This is a genomic window from Tersicoccus mangrovi, assembly GCF_036881825.1.
GTDB classification, from domain to species: Bacteria; Actinomycetota; Actinomycetes; order Actinomycetales; family Micrococcaceae; genus Tersicoccus; species Tersicoccus mangrovi.
In genome coordinates this window covers 89,633-115,244 of sequence record NZ_JBAJMW010000007.1, presented here as the reverse complement: position 1 = coordinate 115,244, position 25,612 = coordinate 89,633, and the positions used below count along the sequence as shown (strand labels likewise).

General features: G+C 71.6%; 24 protein-coding genes. 20 read left to right on the top strand and 4 right to left on the bottom strand.

The window, feature by feature from the left end:
* Positions 1–58 precede the first annotated feature (58 nt).
* Together V6N00_RS14445 and V6N00_RS14440 are read right to left on the bottom strand one after the other, a co-directional pair.
* Complete coding sequence (locus V6N00_RS14445) at positions 59–1,117, bottom strand: GTP pyrophosphokinase (protein WP_334233328.1); 1,059 nt, start codon at positions 1,115–1,117, stop codon at positions 59–61.
* The gene (locus tag V6N00_RS14440; RefSeq protein ID WP_334233327.1) at positions 1,117–3,204 is read right to left on the bottom strand and encodes a M3 family metallopeptidase; all 2,088 of its coding nucleotides are present in this window, start codon (positions 3,202–3,204) and stop codon (positions 1,117–1,119) included. Before V6N00_RS14440 ends, V6N00_RS14445 begins: the two co-directional genes overlap by 1 nt.
* 118 nt (positions 3,205–3,322) lie before the next feature.
* On the opposite strand from V6N00_RS14440, the gene V6N00_RS14435 reads away from it, so the two are divergent.
* Genes V6N00_RS14435 through V6N00_RS14415 form a run of 5 tightly spaced genes read left to right on the top strand, consistent with a single transcriptional unit; the run spans position 3,323 to position 6,262 of the window.
* Positions 3,323–3,559, top strand: a complete 237-nt coding sequence (locus tag V6N00_RS14435; protein ID WP_334233326.1) for a FitA-like ribbon-helix-helix domain-containing protein — start codon at positions 3,323–3,325, stop codon at positions 3,557–3,559.
* Positions 3,556–3,975 carry a type II toxin-antitoxin system VapC family toxin gene (locus tag V6N00_RS14430; RefSeq protein WP_334233325.1) on the top strand — a complete coding sequence of 140 codons (420 nt, stop codon included), beginning with the start codon at positions 3,556–3,558 and terminating at the stop codon, positions 3,973–3,975. Before V6N00_RS14435 ends, V6N00_RS14430 begins: the two co-directional genes overlap by 4 nt.
* Positions 3,963–4,757, top strand: a complete 795-nt coding sequence (locus V6N00_RS14425; RefSeq protein WP_334233323.1) for a glycosyltransferase family A protein — start codon at positions 3,963–3,965, stop codon at positions 4,755–4,757. The genes V6N00_RS14430 and V6N00_RS14425 overlap by 13 nt, the downstream gene beginning before the upstream one ends.
* A gap of 48 nt (positions 4,758–4,805) precedes the next feature.
* Entirely contained in the window at positions 4,806–5,648 is an 843-nt protein-coding gene (locus V6N00_RS14420) for an endonuclease/exonuclease/phosphatase family protein (RefSeq protein ID WP_334233321.1), read from the top strand.
* A complete protein-coding gene (locus V6N00_RS14415) occupies positions 5,645–6,262 on the top strand; it encodes a DUF2238 domain-containing protein (RefSeq protein ID WP_334233319.1) in 618 nt (205 codons plus the stop codon). The genes V6N00_RS14420 and V6N00_RS14415 overlap by 4 nt, the downstream gene beginning before the upstream one ends.
* A gap of 101 nt (positions 6,263–6,363) precedes the next feature.
* On the opposite strand, the gene asnB is transcribed toward V6N00_RS14415, so the two are convergent.
* On the bottom strand, positions 6,364–9,027 hold the full coding sequence (asnB, locus tag V6N00_RS14410; protein WP_334233317.1) for an asparagine synthase (glutamine-hydrolyzing): 2,664 nt from the start codon (positions 9,025–9,027) through the stop codon (positions 6,364–6,366).
* Positions 9,028–9,185: 158 nt separating this feature from the next.
* Between asnB and V6N00_RS14405 the strand changes: the two genes are divergently transcribed.
* The 3 genes from V6N00_RS14405 to V6N00_RS14395 are packed head-to-tail and all read left to right on the top strand — an operon-like array spanning position 9,186 to position 12,106.
* Entirely contained in the window at positions 9,186–10,688 is a 1,503-nt protein-coding gene (locus tag V6N00_RS14405) for a ferredoxin reductase family protein (RefSeq protein WP_334233315.1), read from the top strand.
* A 45-nt stretch (positions 10,689–10,733) separates the two neighbouring features.
* Complete coding sequence (locus tag V6N00_RS14400) at positions 10,734–11,321, top strand: FMN-binding protein (protein WP_334233313.1); 588 nt, start codon at positions 10,734–10,736, stop codon at positions 11,319–11,321.
* On the top strand, positions 11,318–12,106 hold the full coding sequence (locus tag V6N00_RS14395) for an FAD:protein FMN transferase (RefSeq protein WP_334233311.1): 789 nt from the start codon (positions 11,318–11,320) through the stop codon (positions 12,104–12,106). The genes V6N00_RS14400 and V6N00_RS14395 overlap by 4 nt, the downstream gene beginning before the upstream one ends.
* 24 nt (positions 12,107–12,130) lie before the next feature.
* On the opposite strand, the gene V6N00_RS14390 is transcribed toward V6N00_RS14395, so the two are convergent.
* Positions 12,131–12,931 carry an SDR family oxidoreductase gene (locus tag V6N00_RS14390; RefSeq protein WP_334233309.1) on the bottom strand — a complete coding sequence of 267 codons (801 nt, stop codon included), beginning with the start codon at positions 12,929–12,931 and terminating at the stop codon, positions 12,131–12,133.
* Positions 12,932–13,112: 181 nt separating this feature from the next.
* Here V6N00_RS14390 and V6N00_RS14385 point away from each other — a divergent pair, with 181 nt between their 5' ends.
* From V6N00_RS14385 to yajC, 12 genes are all read left to right on the top strand, one after another.
* Positions 13,113–14,522: an aldehyde dehydrogenase family protein gene (locus V6N00_RS14385; protein WP_334233307.1), complete on the top strand. Its 1,410-nt coding sequence runs from the start codon at positions 13,113–13,115 to the stop codon at positions 14,520–14,522.
* The gene (locus V6N00_RS14380) at positions 14,519–15,472 is read left to right on the top strand and encodes an MBL fold metallo-hydrolase (RefSeq protein WP_334233306.1); all 954 of its coding nucleotides are present in this window, start codon (positions 14,519–14,521) and stop codon (positions 15,470–15,472) included. The genes V6N00_RS14385 and V6N00_RS14380 overlap by 4 nt, the downstream gene beginning before the upstream one ends.
* Positions 15,473–15,592: 120 nt before the next feature.
* Positions 15,593–16,321, top strand: coding sequence for an IclR family transcriptional regulator (locus tag V6N00_RS14375; RefSeq protein ID WP_334233304.1), 729 nt, complete (start codon positions 15,593–15,595; stop codon positions 16,319–16,321).
* A gap of 167 nt (positions 16,322–16,488) precedes the next feature.
* A complete protein-coding gene (locus V6N00_RS14370; protein ID WP_334233302.1) occupies positions 16,489–17,478 on the top strand; it encodes a PDR/VanB family oxidoreductase in 990 nt (329 codons plus the stop codon).
* Positions 17,479–17,518: 40 nt separating this feature from the next.
* Positions 17,519–18,745, top strand: a complete 1,227-nt coding sequence (locus V6N00_RS14365; protein WP_334233300.1) for a cytochrome P450 — start codon at positions 17,519–17,521, stop codon at positions 18,743–18,745.
* A gap of 2 nt (positions 18,746–18,747) precedes the next feature.
* Complete coding sequence (locus V6N00_RS14360) at positions 18,748–20,181, top strand: MFS transporter (RefSeq protein ID WP_334233297.1); 1,434 nt, start codon at positions 18,748–18,750, stop codon at positions 20,179–20,181.
* Positions 20,182–20,327: 146 nt separating this feature from the next.
* Complete coding sequence (gene pdxT, locus V6N00_RS14355) at positions 20,328–20,978, top strand: pyridoxal 5'-phosphate synthase glutaminase subunit PdxT (RefSeq protein WP_334233424.1); 651 nt, start codon at positions 20,328–20,330, stop codon at positions 20,976–20,978.
* A 2-nt stretch (positions 20,979–20,980) separates the two neighbouring features.
* Positions 20,981–21,739 carry a YebC/PmpR family DNA-binding transcriptional regulator gene (locus tag V6N00_RS14350; protein ID WP_334233295.1) on the top strand — a complete coding sequence of 253 codons (759 nt, stop codon included), beginning with the start codon at positions 20,981–20,983 and terminating at the stop codon, positions 21,737–21,739.
* 16 nt (positions 21,740–21,755) lie between these two features.
* Entirely contained in the window at positions 21,756–22,403 is a 648-nt protein-coding gene (gene ruvC, locus V6N00_RS14345) for a crossover junction endodeoxyribonuclease RuvC (protein WP_334233293.1), read from the top strand.
* 585 nt (positions 22,404–22,988) lie between these two features.
* Positions 22,989–23,687 (top strand): Holliday junction branch migration protein RuvA, encoded by a 699-nt coding sequence (ruvA, locus tag V6N00_RS14340; RefSeq protein WP_334233291.1) that lies wholly within the window; start codon positions 22,989–22,991, stop codon positions 23,685–23,687.
* A gap of 22 nt (positions 23,688–23,709) precedes the next feature.
* Positions 23,710–24,792 carry a Holliday junction branch migration DNA helicase RuvB gene (gene ruvB, locus V6N00_RS14335; RefSeq protein ID WP_334233423.1) on the top strand — a complete coding sequence of 361 codons (1,083 nt, stop codon included), beginning with the start codon at positions 23,710–23,712 and terminating at the stop codon, positions 24,790–24,792.
* 286 nt (positions 24,793–25,078) lie between these two features.
* Positions 25,079–25,549 carry a preprotein translocase subunit YajC gene (gene yajC / locus V6N00_RS14330; protein ID WP_334233289.1) on the top strand — a complete coding sequence of 157 codons (471 nt, stop codon included), beginning with the start codon at positions 25,079–25,081 and terminating at the stop codon, positions 25,547–25,549.
* The last annotated feature ends 63 nt before the right edge of the window (positions 25,550–25,612 follow it).

The window sequence follows — 25,612 nt, the reverse complement described above, 5'->3', positions numbered from 1 at the left end:
GCTCCGTCGCGGCCGTGCAGCGCCGCCGGCCGCGCCGACGGCAGTTCCGCGCCGCCGTTCAGTCCCGCGCCGGCAACTCCACCGGGTAGTAGTAGAGGCCCTTGCTGTTCTCCTCGACGTCGACGGTCAGCTCGTCGCCGACATCCAGGTGGTCGTCGACGTCGATGCGCGCGTCACTGCCGAGCAGTTCCTTGATCCGCGGGGCCGGGATGAGGCCCTGCCGGCCTTCCGCGTCCACGGCGAGGGCGAAGCGGGCCCCCGTCGTGCGCACGGTGACGGTGCGCCGGCCCCGGTGGGTCGCCGCCTCGCCGTCGATCACGACCGCTTCCCGGCGTTCCTCGCCGCCCTCGGTGCGGGCGTCCAGCTCCGTGGCCAGCTCGTCCGCGAGCATGTCCACCTCGGACAGCAGTCCCGCCATCGCCCGCGCCACCGAGGTGTGGAAGCGGTCCGGTTTCAGGGCGCCGCCGGGCTTGTACATGTCCTCGTGGGTCAGCTCGCTCCACGCGTCCTGCAACCGGGTCTTGACCTGCACCTCGACGCTCACCGCGTCGGGCCCGTCCGTCCCGTCGATGGGCACCCGCATCAGCAGGTGGAACGCCCGGTAGCCGGATTCCTTCGGGGCGGAGACGTAGTCGCGCACCTGGATGAGATCGACGTCCGAGTCGGCGGACGCGCAGTACTCCCGCAGCGCCTCCACCACGTCGGCCAGGTCGCGGGGCGTCTTGCAGAGCACCTTGAGGCCGACGACGTCGGGCACCACGCGCTCGGGGTCGGACCGGACGAACGGCGCCAGCTCGGGCTCGTCGCGCAGCACCCGGCGCATCTTGTCCGCGGCCCGGAGCCGGTCCTTGATGCGGGACTGGCTGACGTCGAGCCGGCTGGCGTCACCGCCCGCGGTGGTCGCCCGGGCGACCCGGGTCAGCACGCCCTGCGCCCGCTTCCGTGCCTGCTCCCAGTCCGGCATCCGGCGGGCGTACAGGTCCTCGACCGCACGGGCGATGTCCCGCTCGGTGGGCACGACGCTTGTCTCCGCGGTCCGCGGACGCGTCTGCCGCGTGGCGCCGGCAGGGGAGTGGGCCGGCGCGGCGGGGGTGGTGCGGTCGTTCCGGTCGGTCATCAGCCGAGCCCCCGGCGGGTCAGGAGCGGCTCGACCGCGGCGTCGCGCCCACGGAACGCCCGAAACGAGGCGAGCGGGTCACGACTGTTGCCGCGTCCAAGCAGCTCGCGGCGGAACGTGTCGCCGTTCTCGCGGGTCAGGCCGCCGTTCTCGCGGAACCACTCGACGGTGTCCGCGTCGAGCACCTCGGACCAGATGTAGGAGTAGTAGCCGGCCGCGTACTCGCTGGCGAAGATGTGCTTGAAGTAGCCGGTGCGGTAGCGCGGGGGCACGGCCTCGACGGCGAGCCCGGCCCGGGAGAGCGCCTCCTGCTCGAAGGCGAGGGGGTCGGCGACGGGCTCGATGCCGGTCTGCTCGTGCCAGGCGAGGTCGAGCAGCGCGGCGCCGAGGTACTCCGTCGTCGCAAAGCCCTCGCCCCACTGCTGGGCGGCGAGCAGCTTCCGGACCGTCTCGTCCGGCAGCGGCTCACCGGTGCGGTGGTGGCGCGCGTAGTTGGCCAGCACCTCCGGCCACAGCATCCACATCTCGTTGACCTGCGAGGGGTACTCGACGAAGTCCCGGGGCACGTCCGTGCCGCTGAGCCGGCGGTACGTGACGTCCGAGAGCAGTCCGTGCAGGGCGTGGCCGAACTCGTGGAAGCAGGTGGTGACCTCGTCGAGCGTCAGCAGGGCGGGCTCGCCCGGTGCCGGCTTCGTCAGGTTGAGGTTGTTGACGACCACCGGCTTGTCCCCGAGCAGGCGGGACTGCTCGACGATCGGGTTCATCCAGGCGCCACCGTTCTTGGTGGGCCGCGTCCAGTAGTCGCCGAGGAACAGGCCGAGACCCGTCCCGTCGGCGTCGTGCACCTCCCAGACCCGCACGTCGGGGTGGTAGCCGACCAGGTCGGTCCGCTCGGTGAAGCTCAGCCCGTAGAGCTCGTGGGCGGCGAAGAACACGCCGTCGGTGAGCACGCGGTCCAGCTCGAACCACGGGCGCAGCGCCGCGCCGTCGACGCCGTACCGCTCGCGGCGCACCGCGTCGGACCAGAAGGACCAGTCCCACGCCTCGACGGCCGTGCCCGCGGCCTCGGCCAGGGCGTCCCGCTCGTCGCCGGCGTTGCGGACGGCGGCCGGGGCGAGCCGCTCGAGCATGGCGCGGACGCTCGCGTAGTCCGGCGCGGTCTGGTTCTCGACGGCGTACTCGGCGTAGTTGGCGAAGCCGAACAGCTGCGCCTTCTCGGCGCGCAGGGCGGCCACGCGGGCCGCGATGGGGGTGACGTCGACGCGTGACGTGGGAGCGTCCCCGCCGTTCTCGGCGCTGTTGGCCGCCCGCGCACCGAGCCCGCGGTTGACGGACGCGGTGTGGATGCGCCGCCGGGTCGCGCCGTCCGTCAAAGTGGCGAGGACGGGCTGGTTGGACGGCAGGATCAGGGTGATGAGGTACTGGCCGGGGTGGCCGGCCTCCTCGGCGGCCTGCGCGGCGGCGGCGATGTCGTCCGCCGACAGGCCGTCCAGCTCCTCGGCGCTGTCGACCAGCACCGCGGCGTCGTTGCCCTCCTGCTGCACGAGGGCCGAGAACTCGGTCGTCAGCTCGGCGACGGTCGTGTTGATCTCGCGGACCCGCTGCTGGGCGACGTCGTCGAGTTCGATGCCGCGGTGCACGGCGTCGCGCAGGAGGTCCTCCGCGAGACGGCGCGTCTCGTCGTCGGCGTCCGTCAGATCCACCGCGCGGATCCGCTCGTAGAGGGCACGGTCGAGCACGACGTCGTCGTCGGCCGCCTGCATCGCCGGCTTGAGCGCGGCGGCCAGGTCCGTGATCGCGGGGGTCGCGTCGGCGAGCTGGACGGTGAAGAACGCCAGCGCGGCGCGGCGCAGCAACTGACCGGCGGTGTCCAGGCGTACCAGGGTGTTCTCGACCGTGGCCGGCTCAGGGTTGGCGACGATCAGCTCGATCTCCGCGCGGCGGGTCTCGATGCCGGCCTCGATGGCCTCCCGATAGTGTTCGGGCACGACGGCGCCGTAGTCGGGCAGGCCATAGGGCAGCGCGGAGGCGGTCAGCAGCGGGTTGGGCTGCGCGACCGGGGTGGTGGTCGGCGAGGTGGTCGTCATGCTTTCACTGTGCCACAGGCCACTGACAGAACCGCAGGGCGCATGACGGAACAGCGACGGCGCCCCGGTGCTTCGCCATCCTTGATAGCATTGCTGTCAATTCGGTGAGGAGGCGTTCATGTCGACCATCACGGTCCGCAAGCTGGCAGACGCGACGCATGACAGGCTGCGCGAGCGTGCCGCGAAGAATGGCCGCTCCGTCGAGGCTGAGGTTCGCGACATCCTCGACAACGCCGTCGGTCACGGGTCGGGCAACATTCTGACGGCCGTGCACGAGCAGTTCGACGGGCGGCACTTCCTGGATCTGGAACCGATCGACCGACCCGATCTGCCCAGGTCGGTGGACCTCGGGTGATCGTCGCTGACACGAATGTCGTCTCGGAATTGATGCGGCGGGAGCCCGACGCGGCCGTGGTCGCCTGGTCCGAGACGATGGCGCGTCATGACGTCGGCATCACGGCGATCACCGTCGAGGAGATCGAGCGAGGCATCGGGCGGGTCGCACCAGGACACCGGCGGGACGACCTCGCCCGCCGTTGGCAGTTGGTCGTCGACGGTCACGCCGACCGTGTCCTGCCGTACGACGAGATCGCGGCACGGCAGACCGCGAGGCTCCTCGTGAAAGCGCAATCAAGCGGTCGAATCATCGGGCTGGCCGATGCGGAGATCGCCGGGATCTGTCTGGCGAGAGCCGCCGATCTTGCGACCCGGAATCTGAAGGACTTCCGCGACATCGACGGATTGACGGTGCTGAACCCGTGGCAGAGCTGATCTCACCAGCCGCGGAACCCACCGTCTCCGTCGTCATCCCCGTCAAGGACGACGCCGTGGCCCTGACCGTGTGCCTGCACGCCCTGGCGCTGCAGTCGCGGCATGCCGACGAGATCGTCGTCGTCGACAACAACTCGACCGACGACTCCGCCGCGATCGCCCGCCGCGCCGGTGCTCGCGTCCTGCCGTGCCCGGCCCCGGGCATCCCCGCCGCCAGCGCCACCGGTTACGACGCCGCCACCGGCGACCTGATCCTGCGCCTCGACGCCGACTGCCTGCCGGCCCCGACCTGGATCGCGACGATGGTCGACGCATTCGCTCACAGCCCCGAGGTGGCGGCGTTCACCGGACGCGCCCGGTTCACGGACGGCCCGACGGCGCTGCGGGACCCGCTCGCCACGATCTATCTCGGCGCCTACGCCCTGGCCGCGTCCGCGGCACTCGGCCACCTCCCGCTGTTCGGCTCGAACCTGGGGATGCGCCGCGACGCCTGGCGCGACGTCCGTGAGTCGGTGCACCGGCACGACCCGCTGCTGCACGACGACCTCGACCTCTCCTTCCACCTGGGGGAGCGGCACCGGATCCGCTATCTGCCGACGGCGTCGATGGGCATGTCGATGCGGCCGTTCTTCAGCGGCCGCGCCTTCGCGCACCGGTTGCGGCGGGGGATGCGCACCGTCGTCATCCACTGGCCCGACGACCTGCAGCCGGTGCGGACCCTACGGCGTACCCGGACCGGCGTCGACCCGCTCCGTGCACGCCTCCGCCAACCGGCACGCTGACCTCTCGACAACCGAGACATCGGACGCTTCCCGTCGTACGGTGGAGCCATGAACGACGCGCTGATCGGGCCACCGGCGCGTCCCGACGTGCACGTCATGACCCTGAACGTGCGGCGGCGCATCCGGATGACGCCCCGCCGCGCGGACCGGTGGGCAAACCGTCGCCCGGCGGTCCAGGCGCTCGTGCGCGCCGAACGGCCCACCGTCCTCGGCGTCCAGGAGGCGATGCCCGACCAGGCGGACGCCCTCCACGAGGCGCTCGGGGAGCGCTACGGTCGGGTCGGCCACGGCCGCAACGCCGACGGCGGCGGCGAGGGCTGCCCCCTGTTCTACGACGCCGGTCGTCTCGAGCTGGTCGGCTGGGAGCAGGCCGCCCTCTCCGACACCCCGGACGTGCCGGGATCGACGTCGTGGGGCAACATGGTGCCGCGCATCATGGTCCTCGCCCAGCTGCGCGACCGCGCCACCGGCGCCCTCTTCCTCGCGGTCAACACCCATTTCGACCACCTCTCCCGGCGCTCCCGCGTTCGGTCCGCCGAGGCCGTCCGCAAGACGGTCGCCGGCCACGGGCTGCCGGCGATCGTGACCGGCGACCTCAACGCGGGCCAGCGGTCGCCGTCGGTGCAGACGCTGCTGGCCGACGACGCCCTCGAGGACGCCTGGAGCGCGGCGGACCTGCGGATCACCCCACCGTGGGGCACCTTCGCCAACTACCGGCAGCCGCGAGCCGGAGGACGCCGCATCGACTGGATCGTCACGACACCGGACATCGACGTCCGTCGCGCCGGGATGAACGCCCGCCGACCCGACGGCGTGTGGCCCACGGACCACCTGCCGGTCCAGGCGATCGTGCGGCTGCCCGACGCCGACGCCCCGGGTGACGTCCCGTGATCGAGAACTTCCTGCGGCCACCAGCAGCGGTCGGCGAGATCATCGCCGACGTCCTGCGCATCGTCGGCGTTCTCGGCATCGTCGTCGCCGGGGTCGGCTGGAGCCTGACCGACGCCGGGATCCTCGCCTTCGTGCTGCCCGGCCTGCTCGTGCCGCGCTTCCTCGGCGTGCGCTCGGGCTTCGACATCGTCTACGTCGCCTCGCTGCTCGTCGCAGGGTGGAGCAACGTCCTCGACCTGTACACGACGGTCGACTGGTGGGACGTGCCGGTGCACTTCGTGTGCACCGGGGTCGTCAGCGCGGCCGCCTACCTGCTGCTGGCCGAGCTCGGCATCGTGGCACCACCGCGGGCGGCGGGCGTCCGGGTGATCGCGCCCGTCGTGCTCACCGCCGTGATCGGGCTCGCCATGAGCGCGGTGTGGGAGATGGTCGAGTGGTTCGGCCGCACCTTCATCACCGCCCAGATCTTCGTCAGCTACGACGACACGATCGGCGACATGACGACGGGCGGGCTCGGCGCGATCGTCGCCGGCCTCGTGCTCGCCCGCGTGCGGCTGCTGCGAGCACCGACCGAGGCGCGGGTGCGCATGCCCGCCTCGATCCTCCGGGGCTGACGAGCGCAGCCAGCGCACGAGACCGTCGGAGACGACGAAGGGCGGGACCCGGAGAACCGGATCCCGCCCTTCTTGTCGAGCGACTGACGTCGAACGCGTGACTACCGCGCGACCACGATCGACATCGGGGTCTGCTCGGTGGTCTGGCCCTGCGGGTTGTCCTTGAAGATCGCCTCGACGGTGGCCTTGTCCAGGTCGGTGCCGTTGCCCAGGCAGACGACGCCGAGGTCGTTGGCGTCCATGATCGCCGTGCCCGCGAACGTCGCCGCGTACTGGGCGGGGACGGTCCGACGGATCAACTCGGACAGCCGGTCGGCGACCTTCTCGGGGTCCTTCGGGGCGAGCTTGACCGAGTGGGTGGAGGTGCCCACCTGGTACCCGGCGGCGCCGTCGATGGCGTTGATGTTGCCGCCGGCCACCTCGTAGAACACGCCCTTCTTGCCCTGGAACTTGCCGACGACGGAGCGGGCGGACGCGTAGAGGATCCGCGGCAGGCCCACCTCGTCGATCGCCAGCTGCATCGACCACGGGCTGGCCAGGCCGATGCCGCCGGGGTTGCGCACGACGGCCTTCGAGAGCATCCGCGCGGCGGGGGAGACCTTGATGTCCCACACCGGGATGGACCGGCCCTGAGTCATGGCGACGATCTTCTCGGAGACGAACAGGTACCACGGGGAATTGTTCAGCGCGGTGGCGTGGTCGTCACCGGCCTCCCCGATTCCGTCGACGAACCGGGACACGTAGCCGATCACGGCCGGCTCGAAGTCGGTGTCCCGGTAGAAGATGTCGGTGCGCAGCGGGTAGCGGCGGAACGTGTGGCCGTTCGGCACCGTCAGCTCGAGCTGCTTGCCCGGGTTCGGCTCGTAGTCCGTCTTGTCGACCTTGCCGGCCTTGGGAGCCGGGGCGCCGTCGATGAACTCGCGCAGCCACAGCTCGACGTTGAGCAGCCGCCAGAACACCATGGTCGAGGCACCGTTGCGGTCCTGCAGGTACTCCTCGAACGCGTACAGCACGGCGTCCTGATCCCAGTACGGCCGATCCTCGAAGGAGGACGAGAGGAAGATCTCGTAGATCCGCTCCTTCATCAGCTTGAACCACTCCGCCTCGGGGGTGGTGAAGCCGATCTTGTTCCGCCGGTCGCTGATCATCGACGGCAGGAGGCCGCGGGTCGCGTCGCGCAGGATCCGCTTGTTCCAGCCGTCCTTGATGATCGCCTCGTCCGAGAGCGAGAACAGGAACTTCACGACCTCCTTGTCGAGGAACGGCACACGCCCCTCGAGCGACCAGCGCATCGTGTTCTTGTCCTCGTACCGCAGCACCGACGGCAGCGACTTGCGGAACAGGTCGTCGATCAGGCGCAGCTTGAGGTTGTCGCCGATGACGCGGAACGTCTCGCCGGCGAACTTGCCGGTCCACTCCTTGCGCAGCAGCGAGGAGATCGTCAGGTCCTTCTTCAGCGTCAGCTTCGACTGGATCCGGAAGCGGCCGAGCCGGTAGAAGATGTCGGTGGCGTTGGCCATCTCCTTGGCCAGCTTGTCCCACTGCTTGTTCTTGCGCAGCTGGCCGAGGTAGGCGAAGTAGTAGGGGATGTAGCCGGCCATCATCTCGTCGGCGCCCTGCCCGTCGAGCAGCACGGTGACGGTCTCGGAGGCCTTCTTCATCACCCGGTACTGGGCGTAGGGGCCCGAGGAGATGATCGGCTCCTCCTGGGTGCGGACGAAGTCGAGCAGGTCCTCGGCGAACTCGTGCGCCTTCGGCAGGATCTTGTGGCTCTCGACGTTGCCCTTGACGCTGGCCAGGACGGCGTCGGCGTACTTCTCCTCGTCGTTGATCGAGTTGGGGAAGACGGCGGAGAAGGTCTGCTGCTTGGCGCCGAGCGAGTCGGTCGCGGCGGCCTTCTCCTGCATCAGCTTGTTGATGGTCACCACGACGGCGGAGGAGTCCAGGCCGCCGGACAGGGCCGTACCGACCGGCACCTCGGACTGAAGCCGGAGCCGCACGCCCTCGGTGAACCGCTCCCGGTACTCGTCGATGACGCTCTGGTCGTAGGGCCGCTCGACCGAGGAGAGCTCGGCCAGCTCCTCCTCGAGGCGGGTGAACTTCGCGACGGTGTGCTCACCCGTCGTCGTGTCCAGGACGAGCTTCTCGCCCGGGAGCAGCTTGTCGATGCCGGCGAAGAAGGTGGCCGACTCCTCGTCGTGGATGCGGAACTGCAGGTAGCGGTACAGGATCCGCTCATTGACCTTCCGCTCCAGCTTCTCCGCGGCGAGGATCGGGCGGATCTCGGAGGCGAACAGCAGCTTCTTCTCGCCGCCCTCGGTGAAGGACGCGAAGTACAGCGGCTTGATGCCGAAGTGGTCGCGGGCCAGGACCAGCCGGTTGTTGCGCCGGTCGTGGATGGCGAAACCGAACATGCCGTTGAAGCGGTCGAACGCGTCGTCGCCCCACTCCTCGTAGGCCTGCAGCACGACCTCGGTGTCCGAGACGGTGCTGAAGGTGCGGCCCAGGGCCTCCAGCTCGGCCCGCAGGTCGAGGTAGTTGTAGACCTCGCCGTTGTAGATCAGCACCACCTGTCCGTCGGCGCTGTACATCGGCTCCTGGCCGTGCGCGACGTCGATGATGGACAGCCGGCGGTGCGCCAGGCCGACCTGGCCCTCGGTGGCGTAGCCCTCGCCGTCGGGACCGCGGTGCACGATGCACTGGTTCATGGCCCCCAGCAGGTCCCGGTCCTCACCGAAACCGTAGTAACCGGCGATTCCACACATAGATACAGACCTCATCCTCGGGAGACGCGTGAATTTCCACGCTGATGGTTCAGCTGACCATGCTATCCGGGCCCGTCTGCCCGGCCGTCCGTGACTCGCACAGGTTCCGCACAGGTCCAGAACATGGCCGTACTAGCCCGACGCCCGACAGTAGTGATATGACCACACAACAGCCCACTCGCCCGCTGCGCCGCATCGAGCCGCGGGAGACGGGCACGGGGCGCGTTCCCCGGGCGACGACGGGCCGGCGGGACGTCCCGAGCGGACCGCCCCGTCCGCAGCAACGCCCGTTCGTCCCGGTGGGGGTCTCGCATCCTCCGCTGTGGTGGCGCGACGCCTCGGTGCTCGCGATGTGGACGGTGCTGCTGATCGTGGTCGCCCTGTGGGTGTCCGGTGGCGGCGTCCAGTCCCTCGGCACGCTCGGCGGAGCGCTCCTGTCGACGGGCCGGCTCACCGGGCTGGTGGCCTCGGCCCTGCTGCTCGTGCAGGTCTTCCTGATGGCGCGCATCCCCTGGTTCGAGAAGGCCTGGGGCCAGGACTCGCTCGCGCGGACCCACCGGCTGGTCGGGTTCACGTCCTTCACCCTGATGCTCGCGCACATCGTGCTCATCACGCTCGGCTACGCCGCCGGGACGCCCGCCGGCCTGTGGGGCACCATCGTCGACTTCACCCTCAACTACCCCGGCATGCTGCTCGCCATCGCCGGCACGGCCGCCCTGTGCATGGTGGTCGTGACGTCCTACCGCGCGGCCCGCCGCCGGCTGCGGTACGAGTCGTGGCACCTCATCCATCTCTACGCCTACCTCGGCGTCGGCCTCGCGCTGCCGCACCAGCTGTGGACCGGGCAGGAGTTCCTCTCCTCGCCGGTCGCCACCGTCTTCTGGTGGGGGCTGTACATCGTCTGCGCCGGCGCGGTGCTCGTCTACCGGATCGGCGTGCCGCTGTGGCGTTCGCTGCGGGCGCCGCTGCGCGTCGTCCACGTGCGCCGCGAGTCGGCGACCACCACGACCGTCGTCGTCGGCGGCCCGGGCGTGGCTCGGCTGACGGCGAAGGCCGGCCAGTTCTTCCAGTGGCGCTTCCTCGACGGTCCCGGCTGGACCCGGGCGCACCCCTTCTCCCTCTCCGCGGCTCCCGACGGGGCGACCCTGCAGTTCACCGCGAACCGGGCCGGCGACGGCACCTCCCGCCTGCACCGGCTCAAGGCCGGCACCCGCGTGCTGATCGAGGGCCCCTACGGGCGCATGCACCCCGGGGTGCGCACGCAGCGGAAGGTCACGCTCATCGGCGGCGGCATCGGGATCGCCCCGATGAAGTCGCTGCTCGAGGGGCTGGCGCAGGCGCCGGGCGACGTCACGGTCATCCACCGCGTCGGATCCGAGCAGGACCCCACCCTGGCCGCCGCGATCGACGAGACCGCCCGCCGCCGCGGAGCCCGGTACATCCGTCTGGCCGGGCCCCGCAACCGGGCCCGCGACAGCTGGCTGCCCGGGTGGGCGGACGCCTGGGACGACGCCGGTGCCCTGCAGCACCTGTGCCCGGACATCGCCGAGCACGACGTCTTCGTCTGCGGGGCGCCGGACTGGATGGACCGGGTGCGCGCCTCCGCGCTCGACGCCGGGGTCCCCGCCGACCGCATCCACCTCGAACGCTTCCAGTACTGACCCCCCGTTCTCCTCCCGCATCCTTTCCTTCCAGGAGTGCCCCTCATGCGTCGCATCGTCCTCTGGGCCGCCGTCACGGTGACCGTCTTCGTCCTGCTCTTCAGCTATCGCACCTCGACCAACGCCACACCCGCGTCGGCCGCGGTCGCCCCGGACACGTCCCGGTCGACGACGTCCAACGGGTCGACCTCCAGCGGCTCGGGGTCCGGCAGCTCGGCCAGCGGGTCGGGTTCGGGATCCTCCGGCACCTCCACCGGGTCCTCCGGCTCCTCCTCGTCGTCGGGCACCTCCGGCTCCTCCTCGTCGTCGGGCTCCTCCTCGTCGTCGGATTCGTCCGGCTCCGGGTCGACCGCGTCCGGCACCTACACCGGTGACGCCGTCGACACCCGCTGGGGTCCGGTGCAGGTGCAGATCACCGTCAAGAACGGCAAGATCACCGCCGCGGAGGCCGTCGTCTACCCGCAGGAGAACGGCCGCGACCAGGAGATCAACGCCGTCGCCATCCCGGCCCTGAACCAGGAGGTCGTCACCGCCCAGAGCGCGAACATCGACATGATCTCCGGGGCCACGGTCACCTCGGACGGGTACCTCAGCAGCCTGCAGTCCGCCATCGACCAGGCCCACCTCTCGTGAGCCTCGCGGCGTTCGGCCTGCCCGCGGTGCTGCCGGGCAGCATCCGCACCGTGCGGGCGTGGGTGCGCCAGGTGATGGGGCTGCCCGTCTCCGTGCACGTGCGGGCGGCGGACCCGGCCCGTCCCGACATCGACGCGGCGGTCGACGCCCTCTTCGCCGACCTCGAGCGCGCCGACGCGGTGTTCTCCCTGTGGCGGCAGAACAGCGACCTGAGCCGGATCCGCCGCGGCGTGCTGGCCGAGGCGGACGCGGACCCGTGGATCGCGGAGGTGCGTGACCTCACCGAGCGGGCCGTCGACGCCACGGAGGGCCTGTTCACGACGGACCTGACCGGCCCGGACGGCGCCCGCGGATGGGACCCGACCGGCGTCGTCAAGGGATGGGCCGTCGAGCGGGCCGCCGCGCACCTGCGGGCCGTGCCCGGCATCGCCTTCAGCATCAACGCCGGCGGGGACCTGGTGTGCGGCCGCGGACCGGCGTCGTCGCTCGTGGACCCGCACTGGCGGATCGGCGTCGAGAAGCCGGGTGCCCCGGGCGCGTTCAGCACCGTGGTGACGGTCACCGAGGGAGCGCTGGCCACCTCGGGCACGGCCGCGCGCGGCGACCACATCGTCGATCCGCGCACCGGTGCGCCGGTGGCCGGGGGCCGCACGTCGGTCACCGTCGTCGGGCCGGACCTGACGTGGGCCGACGTGTGGGCGACGGCGTGCTTCGTCGACCCCCATGCCCTCGGGCAGGCCGGCCCGGAGTGGTCCGGCTACCGGGTCGCGAACGTCACGGACTGATCGGACTCGCCGGCCGCGGCGGCGTCAGACACGGGCCGTGACGGTCTCCTGGTGGAATCGGAACGCCCCGAGACCACCGTCGACGCGGATGTCGCTGCCGTTGATCCACCGCGCGGCGGGGGAGGCGAGGAAGGCGACCACCTCGGCGATCGACTCCGGCGTCGCAGCCCCACCAGTGAGGCGGATGGCGCCCTCGACCTTGTCGACACCGTGGTCGCGCTTGAAGTCGTCCAGGATCGGCGTGCTCACGGGTCCAGGGCTCACCGAATTGATGCGCACGTGCCCGATCGCCCCGGCCGCGGCCGTCTGGGTGAGGACGCGCACGCATTCCTTGGAGAAGCGGTACGAGTTACCGGTGACCTCGGGATCCTGCTCGACGGAGCTCAACGCCTCCTCGTCGCTCGCGTGCGCGAGGAACTGCCGGATCGGCGTCGTGCGCTCGGTCCAGCCGTCGCCGACGGCGGACGCGAGATTGACGACGAAGCCGCCGTCCTTCAGTGCCGGCAGCAGGGCGTCCGTCAGCGCCCGCAGGCCCAGGACGTTGACCGCCAGGACGGTGCGCCACGGTGCGGTACCGGGCACCCCGGCGATGTTGGCGAGGCCGTCGATCGTTCCGGCCCGGGCGAGGACGGACCGGGCCGCCTCGACGGCGCCACGGCTCGTCGAGAGATCGGCCTGCACGATGTCGGCGGCGCCGTCGGGCACCTGACGGTCGATACCGATCACGCGGGCCCCGGCCCGGGTGAAGCGGGCCGCCGTGGCAGCGCCGATGCCCGAGGCCGCTCCGGTGACGACGACGGTCTTCCCGGTGAGGTCCGGCTCCATGGTTATCCCTTCGCTGACGGTCTGCTGGCGTGCGGCCTCCAGTCTGGACAGCGGCCGGGGCGGCAGCAATCGCGGTTTCCCACTGGGCGGAAGCGGGCCGTTGTGGGTGAGGGCGTCACCGGACACGCTGGTGGCCAGTACCGACGCCCTGGTCCGCGGCGTCCGTCGAGGAGGGACTGCCATGACGACCTATGACGTGTTCGACCCGGCCACGCTGGAACTGGTGGGCCGCGCGCCCCTGCACGGGGCGGAGGACGTGGACGCCGCGGTCTCCCGCGCCGTCGCCGGCGGGCGTGCGTGGGCGAGGGATCGCGAAGGACGACGAGCAGCCCTGCGCGCCGCGGCCGCCGCGCTGCGGACCGCGGCCCCCGGCATCGGCCGCCAGCTCTCGCTCGAGCAGGGCAAGGTGCTCCGTGAGGCCGTCGGTGAGGTGCTCGTCGCGGCCGACGTGTTCGACTACTACGCCGATCTGGCCTGGGACGAGCAGGAAGGCCTGCCGGAGCGACAGGGCCGCTCGTTGCTGGTGCAGCGCCGCCCGGTCGGCGTGGTGGCGGCCATCACCCCCTGGAACTTCCCGATCTCGCTGCTGAGCGTCAAGCTCGCGCCCGCCCTCGCGGCCGGCTGCACCGTCATCGCCAAGCCGTCGCCGACCACGCCGCTGTCGACGATCGCCCTGATCGACACCGTCGCCGGATACGTCCCGGCCGGCGTGGTCCAGTGGCTCACCGGCCGGCGTGAGGTCAACCGGGCCCTGAGCGAGCACCCCCGCGTCCGCAAGATCTCCTTCACCGGATCAACCGAGGTGGGCGCGGCGATCGCCGCGCAGGCGGCGCCGACGGTCAAACGGGTCACCCTCGAACTCGGCGGCAACGATCCCGCGATCGTGCTGCCCGATGCCGACGCCGCGTTCACGGCCGCCGGCGTCGTCGGCTCCGCATTCCGCAACGCGGGCCAGGTGTGCATGGCCGTCAAGCGCGTGTTCGTGCCGGCGGACCGCGAAGCCGAGTTCGTCGAGGCCATCGCCGCGGAGGCCGCGACGGCGGTCCTCGGGCACGGCGTCGCCGAGGGCACCACGATGGGTCCGATGCACAACCGATCGCAGCTGGACCTGGTGGAGGGTCTCGTGCGGCAGGCGCTCGACGACGGCGGTCGGCTGGCCGCGGGCGGGGGGCGGGGTACCGCGCTGCCCGGCTACTTCCTCGAGCCGACGGTCGTCGCCGGTGCTTCGTTCGACAGCCCGCTCGTGTCCACCGAGCAGTTCGGTGCAGCCCTGCCCGTCGTCGGGTACACGGACGTCGACGACCTCGTGGACCGGCTCAACGCGCAGGAGTTCGGTCTGGGTGCCTCCGTCTGGAGCCCGGATCTGGACCGGGCCCACGACCTGGCGTGCGGCATCGAGGCGGGCACGGTGTGGATCAACCAGCACACGCAGGTGGAGCTCGATGCGCCGTTCGGCGGCTGGAAGGCCTCCGGTGTGGGGCGTGAACGCGGCCTCGTCGGTCTCGAGCCGTACCTGGAGTACCGCACGGTCAACTCCCGCGCCCACGCGACCGCCGTCACCGCGACCGGCGCCGCGAGCGTGGCCCGATGACGGCGTCGTCCGGGGCTGCCGCCGACGCCTCGAACGTGACCGCGGGCCTGGACGTGATCACCCTCGGCACGGCGGCCGGTCCCGCCATCCGCAGCGGCGCACCCGGCATCGCCACGGCGATCGTCATCGACGGCCTGCACTACCTCGTCGACTTCGGTCTCGGCTGCACCCGGCAGGCGCACGACGCGGGTCTGCGCGGCCGGGACCTGCGCGCCGCGTTCATCACGCACCTGCACTCGGACCACGTCGGCGAGCTGCCGGCCTACCTGCTGTGGAACTGGGGAGCACCGGTGGACGGATTCACCGACGACGTGCCGATCCACGGGCCGGGACCGCGGACCGGTGCCATGATCGAGCATGTCCTCGCCGCTTTCGACGAGGACATCAGCATCCGCATCGTCGACGAGGGACGCCCGGACCTGCGGCGCATCGTCCGGCCCGTGGACATCGTGCTGCCGGCGGACGCCGCCGGGGCCGGCCCGGAGGCCACCCCGGCGATGCGACCGTTCGAGATCCACCGGGACGAGCGCGTGACGGTCACGGCGATCCTCGTGCAGCACCCGCCGGTGTTCCCGTCCTTCGCCTTCCGCTTCGACACCCGGTACGGCTCGGTCGTGATCTCGGGGGACACGACCGAGTGCGCGAACGTGGCGACGCTGGCGGCCGGCGCGGACCTGCTCGTGCACGAGGCGGTCGATCTCGCCTATTTCGCGTCGGGGGACTTCTCCGCCGAGTTCCTCAATCACCAGCAGATCTCCCACACGACGCCGGCGGGCGTGGGCCGCGTCGCGACTGCGGCCGGTGTGGGGCACGTCGTCCTGTCCCACCTGGCCGGGGTGGCCACGGATGCCCAGTGGGCCGCCGGGGTGGCCGCCGAGTTCGCCGGTCCGGTGACCGTGGCCCAGCCGGGGCAGCGCTTCGTTCCCGGGCGGGTGGCGGCGAGTAGCTGACCCGCCCGGGTACGGGCAGCGCTCTGCGGCGCTACCGTGGACGAGCACCGGGCGTCGGGCCGGGCGCGGGGTCGGTGAGGTGACACGGTGGCAGGACACGCGAGGGACGCCGGGAGGTCGGTGACCTCCCGGGCGCTCAACGTGCTCGCGGCGTTCGACCAGGAGCATCCGGTCCTCACGATGTCGGAGATCGCCCGGCGGTCGGGAACGCCCGTGGCCACCTGTCACCGGTTGATCGGCGAGCTCGCGGACTGGGGCGCGCTGGCCCGCACCGCGGACGGCCGCTATCAGATCGGCCACCGCCTGTGGTCGCTGGGAATGCTCGCTCCCGTGCAGAAGGGGCTGCGGGAGGTCGCCGCTCCCTACATGCACGACGTTCTCTTCGCCACCCGGCACGTCGTCAACCTGTTCGTCCTCGACGGCGGACGCGCCCTGCTGCTCGAGCGGATCGCCGGGACCGCCGTCGGCCAACCGGTGGCGCGCGTGGGGGAGCGCCTGGCCCTGCACACCAGTGCCGCCGGCAAGGTGCTGCTCGCCTACGCGCCGGCAGCCGTCGTGAACCAGGTCGTCGCCGAGCTGACCCGGGAGACGCGGCACAGCATCACCGACCCCGCCAGGCTCCGGCGCGACATCGCACGTGTGCACGAACGGGGCTACGCGACGACCGTCGAGGAGCACGCGCTCGGCACCTCCGGTCTCGCGGTTCCCGTGCGGGCGAGCGGAGGTCGCGTGCTCGCCGCTCTCGGCGTCGTCGGCATCGGCGCGACGCCGCCACCGGTCCAGCGCACCATCCCGGCCCTGCAGGTGGCGGCCAACGCGATCGCCCGCGCCCTCGACCGGAACGGCTGAGCGCAGGCCGGAACCACCGGCCGCGGGCCGACCGTTCGGGCCCGTCGGCGTGGGTCCCACCGTGCTTTCCGTCCAGTGGGAGAGAGGGCGTGATCTCCGGCACGTTGCGGTCCTATCGTCGTCCCGTGATGACAGGCAGCCGACAGGCTCGAGCGGAAGGACAGCGGATGACGGCTCACGCCGAGGTCTCGGACTCCCCGCTCACGGTGTCCGCCGACCAGGACGCGATCGTGATCGCACGGCGGCACGCGGCCGACGGCGTCGCGCACCTCACCCTGCAGTCCGCCGACGGAGGCTCCTTCCCGGCCTGGGAGGCGGGCGCCCACATCGACCTGCACGTGCCCGGGCACACACGCCAGTACTCCATCTGCTCCTCGCCGAGCGACCGGTCGAGCCTGGACATCGCCGTCCTGCACGACCCCGGGTCGCGTGGCGGATCCGCCTGGGTGCATGCCGAGCTGACCGTCGGGACACGGGTGGTCATCGGCGGCCCGCGGAACACCTTCGCCCTCGCGCCGTCACGCAAGTACCTCTTCATCGCCGGCGGCATCGGCATCACGCCGATGCTCGCGATGATCGAGGCGGCCGAGCAGGCGGGCAGGGAATGGCGCCTCGCCTACGGCGGCCGGAACCTGCGGACCATGGCCTTCGCCGAGGAACTGCTCGACACGTACGGCCCCGACCGCGTCCTGCTCTACCCGTCGGAGGAGACGGGCCGCCTGGACCTGGAGGCGCTGCTCGGGGTCCCGCGGGCGCTCATGCTCGTCTATGCGTGCGGCCCCCAGCGGCTCCTCGACGCGGTCGAGGACTACTGCCTCGGCTGGCCGGCCGGTGCGCTGCACATCGAGCGCTTCGCCGCCGCTGCGCCCGGGCAGGGTACCTCCGGCGCCTTCGACGTCGAGCTGAGCCGGACGGGACGTCGCGTCCACGTCCCCGCGGACCGCACAATCCTCGATGCCGTCGAGGACGCCGGGGTGCGGGTCCTCTCGTCCTGCCGGGCCGGGGTGTGCGGCACGTGCGAGATCCCGGTCCTCGCCGGCGACGTCGACCACCGGGACGCCGTCCTCACCGCCGAGGACCGGGCCCGCAGCGGCTCCATGATGGTCTGCGTCTCGCGTGCCGCTGCCGGCTGCAGCACGCTCACCCTCGACCTCTGACTCGACTTCTGACTCGACTTCTGACCTCCGGGAGGACCCCATGTCGCTCATGACCCGTCACGATGCGCCCGTGCTCGACATCGACCCGTTCTCCCCGGAGAGCCTCGTGGGCCGCTACACCCTGCACGAGACGCTCCGCGAAACCGGTCCCGTCGTGTACCTGGAGCAGTACGGCGTCTACGCCGTCAGTCACTTCGACGCCGTCCACGAGGTGCTCATGGACTTCGAGACCTACTGCTCCTCCGGCGGCGTCGGGCCCACGGACATCCGCACCGCATCGGAGTGGCGCCCCGCCGGCATCCTCGAGTCGGATCCGCCGACCCACACCGCCATGCGCCGTGGTCTGTCCAAGGTGATCCACCCGGGCTCCGTGCGTGAGTTGGCCGCCGGCTTCACCCCGACCGCGGAGTCCCTCGCCGAGACGCTGGTGGCCCGCGGTTCCTTCGACGCCGCCACCGACCTGGCCCAGGTGTACCCGCTGCGGGTCTTTCCCGACGCCGTCGGCATCCCCGACACCGGGCGGGAGAATCTCCTGCCCTACGGGAGCATGGCCTTCAACGCCTTCGGCCCGCGCAACGCGATCTACGAGCAGGCCTTCGTCGGCGGCGAGGCCGTGGCGGCGTGGGTCGAGGAAGCCTGCGCCCGAGGCAGCCTGCTGCCCGGCGGGTTCGGCGAGAAGATCTGGGAACAGGCCGACCTGGGCAACATCACCGACAGCGAGGCATCGTTCCTCGTCCGGGCCCTGCTCTCCGCCGGCGTCGACACCACCGTGGCCGGCATCGGCAACACCGTCCTGTGCCTGGCACGCGAACCGGAACAGTGGAGCCGCCTGCGGCGCGATCCCCACCTGGTCAAGTTCGCCGTCGACGAGGCGCTCCGTCTCGAGTCGCCGTTCCAGATGTTCCACCGCACCACGACGGTGGACACGGAACTGGCAGGCGTGCGGATCCCGGCCGACGCGAAGCTGCTGCTGTTCCTCGGCGCCGCCAACCGGGACCCGCGTCGGTGGGGCGACGCCGCACAGTCCTTCGACCTGGAGCGGAACGCCACGGGGCACGTCGCCTTCGGCATGGGCCTGCACCAGTGCATCGGGCAGCCGATCGCCCGGCTCGAGATCGAGCTGGTCCTCAAGGCCCTCGTGGCTCGCGCCGCCACGCTCGAGCTCGACGGCGACCCCGTCGAGCAGCTCCACAACACCCTGCATTTCTTCTCGTCCATCCCCCTGACGGTCTCCGCCGCGGCGCGGACCGGAGCTACGAAGGAGTAGCCATGACCCAGATCGCCGACCCCACCCCGCACCGGGGGACGGGGGAGTCCGCTAAGGACCCCGCCTCCTGGTCCTACGCCCGACGCCGCCGCTACGGTTGGGTCGTCACCGGCTCTCTCCTGTTCCTCATGATGCTCAGCTGGGCGGACAAGGCCGTCCTCGGCCTGGCGGCCGTGCCGATCATGAAGGACCTGCACATCACCCCGGAGATGTTCGGCGTGGTCAGCAGCGCCATGTTCTTCACCTTCGGCGTCGCGCAACTCGTCGCGGCGCCGCTGGCCAACAAGGTGCAGAGCCGGTGGATCCTGCTGGTCATCTGCATCCTGTGGTCGATCGCCCAGGCCCCGGTCCTGGTCTTCGTCTCCCTCCCCGCCCTGTGGGTCAGCCGGTTGCTCCTGGGCGCCGGTGAGGGACCGCTCGCTCCTGTCATGATGCACGGCGTCTACAAGTGGTTCCCCGCGAAGAAGGGCGCCACCCCGGCGGCGCTCGCGTCCTCGGGTGTGACGCTCGGCATCGTCGCCTTCGCCCCGGTGCTCGCCTGGGTGATCGGATCCTTCGGATGGCGCGCCGCGTTCGCCGTCCTCGCCGTCGTCGGGCTGCTCTTCGCCGTCTACTGGGCGTTCGTGGGCAAGGAAGGTCCGTACACGAGCCACGCCGCCGAGCGCGAACTCGACGGCGTCGGGGAGGCCGAGCTGGCCGCCCACGGGGCCGAGCCGGGCCTCGACGTGCCCGAGCCGCGGATCCCCTACCTGCGCACGATCCTCTCGCCGAGCTGGATCTTCGCCGTCCTGACGTCGTTCTTCGGCTACTGGACCTTCACCCTCGCCATGTCCTGGGGACCGGCCTACTTCCAGACGGTGCTCGGCCTGACGGGCCAGCAGGCCGGCAGCCTGATCGCCCTGCCGGCCGCGTGGGGTGCCGTCGCGACGGTCGGGCTCAGCGCGCTGACCCAGCGGCTGCACGGACGCGGGATCCCCACCCGTCGATCGCGCGCCTGGGTGCTCGGCGGCGCCGCCGTGTTCGGTGGCACCGCATTGTTCGCCGCATCCCTCGTCCCGAGCCCGGTGCTGGCCGTCGCCCTGATGGTGTTCGGTTTCGGCACGGCGCCGGCCCTGTTCGCCCTGAGCTACCTCGTCGTGGCGGAGCTGACCTCGGTGGCCCAGCGCGGGGCGAATCTGTCCATCGCCAACGCGGTCTTCACCACGGGCGGCGTCTTCGCTCCCGCCGTGTCCGGGTTCCTGATCGGCGGTGCTGCGACACCGGCTGCCGGCTACACGGAGTCCTTCGCCCTCGCCGGCGGACTGCTGCTGGTCTGCGGGGTCCTCAGCCTCCTGTTCGTCAACCAGCAGCGGGACCGTCGCCGGCTCGGGCTGGCCGCGCCGGCGGCTCCGACGGAGCCTCGGCCCGGTCGTCGTGCGGCGGCCGTCTCCGCCTGACGGGCCACTCGACGCCACAGGAGTGCCGGACCGGATCACCGGTCCGGCGCTCCTATCATGGACCGGTGCCTTCCTCTCTGACCCGTGATCTCGAACCCCGCGTTCTCGACACCGTCCCGCAGCCCGCGCTCGCCGGCGCGGACGGTCTGCGTCTCGGGGTGCTGGCCGTCCAGGGCGACGTCCGGGAGCACGCCGCGATCCTCGACGAGTTCGGCGCCGACGTCGTCCTCGTGCGCCGGCCCGGCGAGATCGACGGCCTCGACGGCCTCGTGATCCCCGGCGGGGAGTCCACCACGATGGACAAACTGACCCGGGCCTTCGACCTCGCCGAGCCGTTGCGTGACGCCATCGCCGGCGGCCTGCCCGTGTACGGTTCGTGCGCCGGGATGATCATGCTCGCCGACCGCGTCGCCGACCCAGCCCTGGACCGGCAGGGTGACCCGCAGCGCACCCTCGGCGGCATCGACATGACCGTGCGACGGAACGCCTTCGGCCGGCAGCGGGAGTCCTTCGAGGTCACACTGGACTTCACCGACGTCGGCGACGTGCCCGCCGTGTTCATCCGCGCACCGCTGGCCGAACAGGTCGGCGACGGCGTCGAGGTGCTCGCCCGCACGCCGTCCGACGCGCCCGCTCAGCACCCCGACGGGGATGCTGACCCGGAGGTCCGCGACACGGCCGGTAGAATCGTCGCAGTGCGGTCGGGGAAGCTCCTCGCCACGTCCTTCCATCCGGAGGTCACCGGCGAGCGGCGGATCCACGACCTGTTCATCCGGATGATCAGAGGAGAAGCGTAGGTATGTCGGGCCACTCCAAATGGGCGACCACCAAGCACAAGAAGGCCGTCATCGACGGCCGCCGCGCGAAGGCGTTCGCCAAGTTCATCAAGAACATCGAGGTCGCGGCGCGCATGGGCGGCCCGGACACGTCCGGTAACCCGGCCCTCGAGCTCGCGGTCTCCAAGGCGAAGAAGAACTCGGTCCCCAACGACAACATCGATCGCGCGGTCAAGCGCGGCGCGGGGCTGACCGGCGAGACGATCGACTACTCGGAGATCTTCTACGAGGCTCGCGGCCCCCAGGGGTCGGCGCTGCTCGTCGAGTGCCTGACGGACAACAAGAACCGCGCCGCCTCCGAAGTGCGCGTGGCGATCACCCGCAACGGCGGCACCGTGGCCGACCAGGGGTCGGTCAACTACCTCTTCACCCGCAAGGGCGTCGTCCGGCTGCCGAAGAACGACCTGTCCGAGGACGACGTCCTGATGGCCGTGCTCGACGCGGGCGCCGAGGAGGTCAAGGACGAGGGCGAGAACTTCGAGGTGATCTCCGAGGCCAGCGACCTGCCCGCCATCCGCGCCGCCCTGACCGACGCGTCCATCGAGTACGAGACGGACGAGGCCGAGTTCCTCCCGTCGATGCACGTGGACCTCGACCCCGACGCCGCCCGCAAGTTCCTGCGCCTGGTCGACGCCCTCGAAGAGCTCGACGACGTGCAGAACGTCTACTCCAACGCGGACATCAGCGAGGCCGTCATGGCCGAGCTGGACACCGAGGACTGACGGGACGGTCGACGGCGTGAGCCTGCGCGTGCTCGGGGTCGACCCGGGCCTCACCCGCTGCGGGCTCGGCGTCGTCGACGTGACCGCCGACCGGCGCGCCACCCTCGTCGAGGTCGGCGTCGTCGGGACCCCGGCGGGCACACCGCTCGACGCGCGGCTCTTCGCCATCGACGCCGCCGTCGAGCAGTGGCTGGATCGCCACAACCCGGACGTGCTCGCCGTCGAGCGGGTGTTCAGCCAGCTCAACGTCTCCACCGTGATGGGCACAGCGCAGGCGTCCGGCGTCGTCATCGCCGCAGCGGCCCGGCGCGGCATCGCGGTCGCGCTGCACACGCCGACCGAGGTCAAGGCCGCCGTCACCGGCAACGGTCAGGCGGACAAGGGCTCGGTCGCCCGGATGGTCGTGCGCATCCTCCGCCTTCCTGAGGCACCGACACCCGCGGACGCCGCCGACGCCCTCGCCCTGGCCATCACCCACGCGTGGCGGTCGGGGCTGAGCGCCGTCGCGTCGTCGACGGCCGACGCCGGGTCGACCTCGCGGGCGGCCGCCGCGGCGCGGGCCGGTCAGCGCACGCCGGGCGGCACGCTCACCGCGGCGCAGAAGCTCTGGGTGCAGGCCGAGGCCAGCGCCCGCCAGGCCGGTCACGGCCGCCGCCACCGGTAGGAGCGGCAGCCGGTTCGTCCTTGCTGCCGCAGCCACGTCGCTCCGTCCCAGGACACGTCGAGCCGGCGGGGGACAGGACGACCCGCGCAGGTCGTCCTGTGGCCCGGACCCACGACACGCCGACGTCCGTCGGGACAGGGTGATCCGACCGGCTCGTCCTGCGCCCCGTCCCGGGACACTCCGACGCGCTGAGGGATACGGCGTCACGGCCCCCGTGCGTGCGGCGTGTCGTGGGACCCAGTGCACGTCCCGACCTGCACGTCCCGACCTGCACACCCTCTCGTATCGTCGCGATCGGTGACAGATCCGACGGGCTCCGGCTGGGCCGCGCTCACCCGGTCCCAGGACCCGCCGGCGTCCATCGGGATCGGGCGTCGCAGCCCGGATCCGTGCGGCGTGTCGTGGGACCCGGTCTCGACCGTCGACCTTCCCGCGGCGTCCGACGTCGCCCCCTCCGGCGATGGGCGCCTCGCCGCGACGCGCGTGGTGATGCCGGGTGCTGTCGGTGCGCTCCCGTAGGGTGTTCGTAGATATGTTCGACCCCGCGATCCCCGCCCGGATCCCGCCCGAGAGGAGTGACCCGTCGTGATCAGCTCGCTTCGCGGCACCGTGACCCACGTCGGCCTCACCTCCGCGGTGATCGACGTCAACGGTTTCGGCATGCTCGTCAACGCCACCCCGCAGACCCTCGCCTCCCTCCGCCCGGGGGAGAGCGCCACCGTCGCGACGTCGATGGTCGTGCGCGAGGATTCGATGACCCTCTTCGGCTTCCCCGACGCCGAGCACCGCGAGGTGTTCGAGACCCTGCTCGGCGTCAGCGGCGTCGGTCCCCGGCTGGCCCTGGCGGTCCTCGCCGTACACGATCCGGAGACGGTGCGGATCGCCGCGGCGTCGGGCGACGACAAGGCGTTCAGCAAGGTCCCCGGCATCGGCCCCAAGGGTGCGCGGCGCATCGTCCTCGAGCTCGCGGACAAGCTGGTGCCCACGGGCGCGACCCCGGCGGCTGCGACGCCGGCCGGTCCCGTGTGGCAGCCGCAGGTGCTCCAGGCGCTCACCGGGCTCGGCTGGTCGGAGAAGGACGCGACGGCGGCGCTCGAGTCGGCCACGGCGGACGAGCCCGACGTCGCGGCCCGCGGCAACGTCGCCGAGATCCTCCGCCTCACGCTGCGCTGGCTCGGCCAGGACACCGGACGCGCCTCGCGCAGTGCCGGCACCCGCGCCCGGACGTCCACCCTCTCCCCGGCCGCCACCGACGACGACACCGTGACGGCCGGCCGTGGCTGAGAGCCAGGACGCCGGCGCCCGCATGGTCTCGGCCGACGGCGAGCCCGAGGAGCGGATGATCGAGGCCGCCCTGCGGCCCAAGAGCCTCGACGACTTCGTCGGGCAGAAGCGCGTGCGTGAGCAGCTCTCCCTCGTCCTGGAGGCCTCGCGCCTGCGCGGCCGCAGCGCCGACCACGTCCTGCTCTCGGGTCCGCCCGGACTGGGCAAGACGACGCTGGCCATGATCATCGCCGCCGAGATGAACGCACCGCTGCGCATCACGTCCGGCCCGGCCATCCAGCACGCCGGTGACCTCGCTGCGATCCTGTCCTCCCTCAGCGAAGGGGAGGTGCTCTTCCTCGACGAGATCCACCGCATGTCCCGGCCCGCCGAGGAGATGCTCTACATGGCCATGGAGGACTTCCGCGTCGACATCGTCGTCGGCAAGGGTGCGGGCGCCACCGCCATCCCGCTCGACCTGCCGCCCTTCACCCTGGTGGGCGCCACCACGCGGGCCGGGCTGCTGCCCGGCCCCCTGCGGGACCGGTTCGGCTTCACCGGCCACCTCGAGTTCTACGCCGTGGACGAGCTCGAGCGCGTGCTGCGCCGCTCGGCCGGCCTGATGGACCTCGCCGTCAACTCCGCCGGATTCGCGGAGATCGCCAAGCGCTCCCGGGGCACGCCGCGCATCGCCAACCGGCTGTTGCGCCGGGTCCGGGACTGGGCGCTCGTGCACGGGGTCCAGCAGATCGACGCCCGATCCGCCTCCGCAGCACTGGACATGTACGAGGTCGACGCGCGCGGCCTGGACCGCCTCGACCGGGCGGTGCTGCACGCCCTCGTCAGCAAGTTCCACGGCGGCCCTGTCGGCCTGTCCACCCTCGCCATCGCGGTGGGGGAGGAGACCGAGACCGTCGAGACCGTCGCCGAGCCGTACCTGGTGAGGGAGGGCCTTCTCGGCCGCACGCCGCGCGGACGCATCGCGATGCCGGCCGCCTACGAGCACCTCGGCATCGAACCGCCCGCCGGTTACGCCGCGGCGTCCCTCTCGGCCCGGCTGGACGAGGACGGCCCCGTCGCCGGCGGAACCGTTCCGTTGTTCGCGACGGACCAGCTCGACGACTGACCAGTTGGCGACGGACCAGGTCGCCGTGGATCCATCAGCCGTGGATCCATCAGCCGCGGATCAGTTCGACGACTGATCCGTTCCCCGCCCCGGCGGTCGCAGGTGCACCGATCCATGTCGATGCACGCACGTCAGCGCGCCGTCGTCACGGGCTCCGGCTGGGTGGCCTAGACTGAGCCGACACTCGTGATGCCTCTGCGCGCCCGATCAGGTTGCCGTGCCACCATCAGGAGTGCTCGCCGCTGGACGGCGTGATCCTGCACTCGACGAATGGACTCTCAGGACCGTGGATCCCCTTTTCCTCATCATGATCGTCGTGCTGATCTTCCTGATCTTCACGATGTTCCGTCGCAACAAGAAGGCCCAGGCCGAGGCTCAGGCGCGCAAGTCGTCGATGGCTCCCGGCCAGGAGGTCATGACCAGCTACGGGCTGTTCGGCACCGTGCTGTCCGTCGACGCGGCCGAGAACAAGGTCGTCCTCGAGCTCTCGCCCGGCAACACCGCCACCGTGCACCTGCAGTCCGTGACCAAGATCCTGGACCCGGCGGAGCCCGCTGCCGATGACGCCGGGGCCACGGCGACGGGTGCCCCCGTTGCCGCCGAGCCGCTCGACACGCCCGTCGGCACCGATCGTCCGCGCACCGACGCGCCCGCCACGGACGGCTTCGCCGGCTCGGACGCGACCGCGACCCGCGCGGAGACGCCGGAGGAGACCATGCGGCGCCTCAACGAGCACAACGACAACAACAACCGCTGACCCGACGCCGGCGCCCACCACACCAGGCTCACCCGCGGGGTGGGCGCCGCGTCCGCAGGAGAC

Coding starts and splice junctions, on each gene's coding strand:
- ruvB (WP_334233423.1), top strand. CDS start 23,710: ATGGTCTCGGCCGACGGCGAGCCCGAGGAGCGGATGATCGAGGCCGCC.
- V6N00_RS14435 (WP_334233326.1), top strand. CDS start 3,323: ATGTCGACCATCACGGTCCGCAAGCTGGCAGACGCGACGCATGACAGG.
- V6N00_RS14360 (WP_334233297.1), top strand. CDS start 18,748: ATGACCCAGATCGCCGACCCCACCCCGCACCGGGGGACGGGGGAGTCC.
- V6N00_RS14445 (WP_334233328.1), bottom strand. CDS start 1,117: ATGACCGACCGGAACGACCGCACCACCCCCGCCGCGCCGGCCCACTCC.
- V6N00_RS14400 (WP_334233313.1), top strand. CDS start 10,734: ATGCGTCGCATCGTCCTCTGGGCCGCCGTCACGGTGACCGTCTTCGTC.
- asnB (WP_334233317.1), bottom strand. CDS start 9,027: ATGTGTGGAATCGCCGGTTACTACGGTTTCGGTGAGGACCGGGACCTG.
- V6N00_RS14380 (WP_334233306.1), top strand. CDS start 14,519: ATGACGGCGTCGTCCGGGGCTGCCGCCGACGCCTCGAACGTGACCGCG.
- V6N00_RS14350 (WP_334233295.1), top strand. CDS start 20,981: ATGTCGGGCCACTCCAAATGGGCGACCACCAAGCACAAGAAGGCCGTC.
- V6N00_RS14390 (WP_334233309.1), bottom strand. CDS start 12,931: ATGGAGCCGGACCTCACCGGGAAGACCGTCGTCGTCACCGGAGCGGCC.
- V6N00_RS14365 (WP_334233300.1), top strand. CDS start 17,519: ATGTCGCTCATGACCCGTCACGATGCGCCCGTGCTCGACATCGACCCG.
- V6N00_RS14440 (WP_334233327.1), bottom strand. CDS start 3,204: ATGACGACCACCTCGCCGACCACCACCCCGGTCGCGCAGCCCAACCCG.
- V6N00_RS14385 (WP_334233307.1), top strand. CDS start 13,113: ATGACGACCTATGACGTGTTCGACCCGGCCACGCTGGAACTGGTGGGC.
- V6N00_RS14405 (WP_334233315.1), top strand. CDS start 9,186: ATGACCACACAACAGCCCACTCGCCCGCTGCGCCGCATCGAGCCGCGG.
- V6N00_RS14370 (WP_334233302.1), top strand. CDS start 16,489: ATGACGGCTCACGCCGAGGTCTCGGACTCCCCGCTCACGGTGTCCGCC.
- V6N00_RS14420 (WP_334233321.1), top strand. CDS start 4,806: ATGAACGACGCGCTGATCGGGCCACCGGCGCGTCCCGACGTGCACGTC.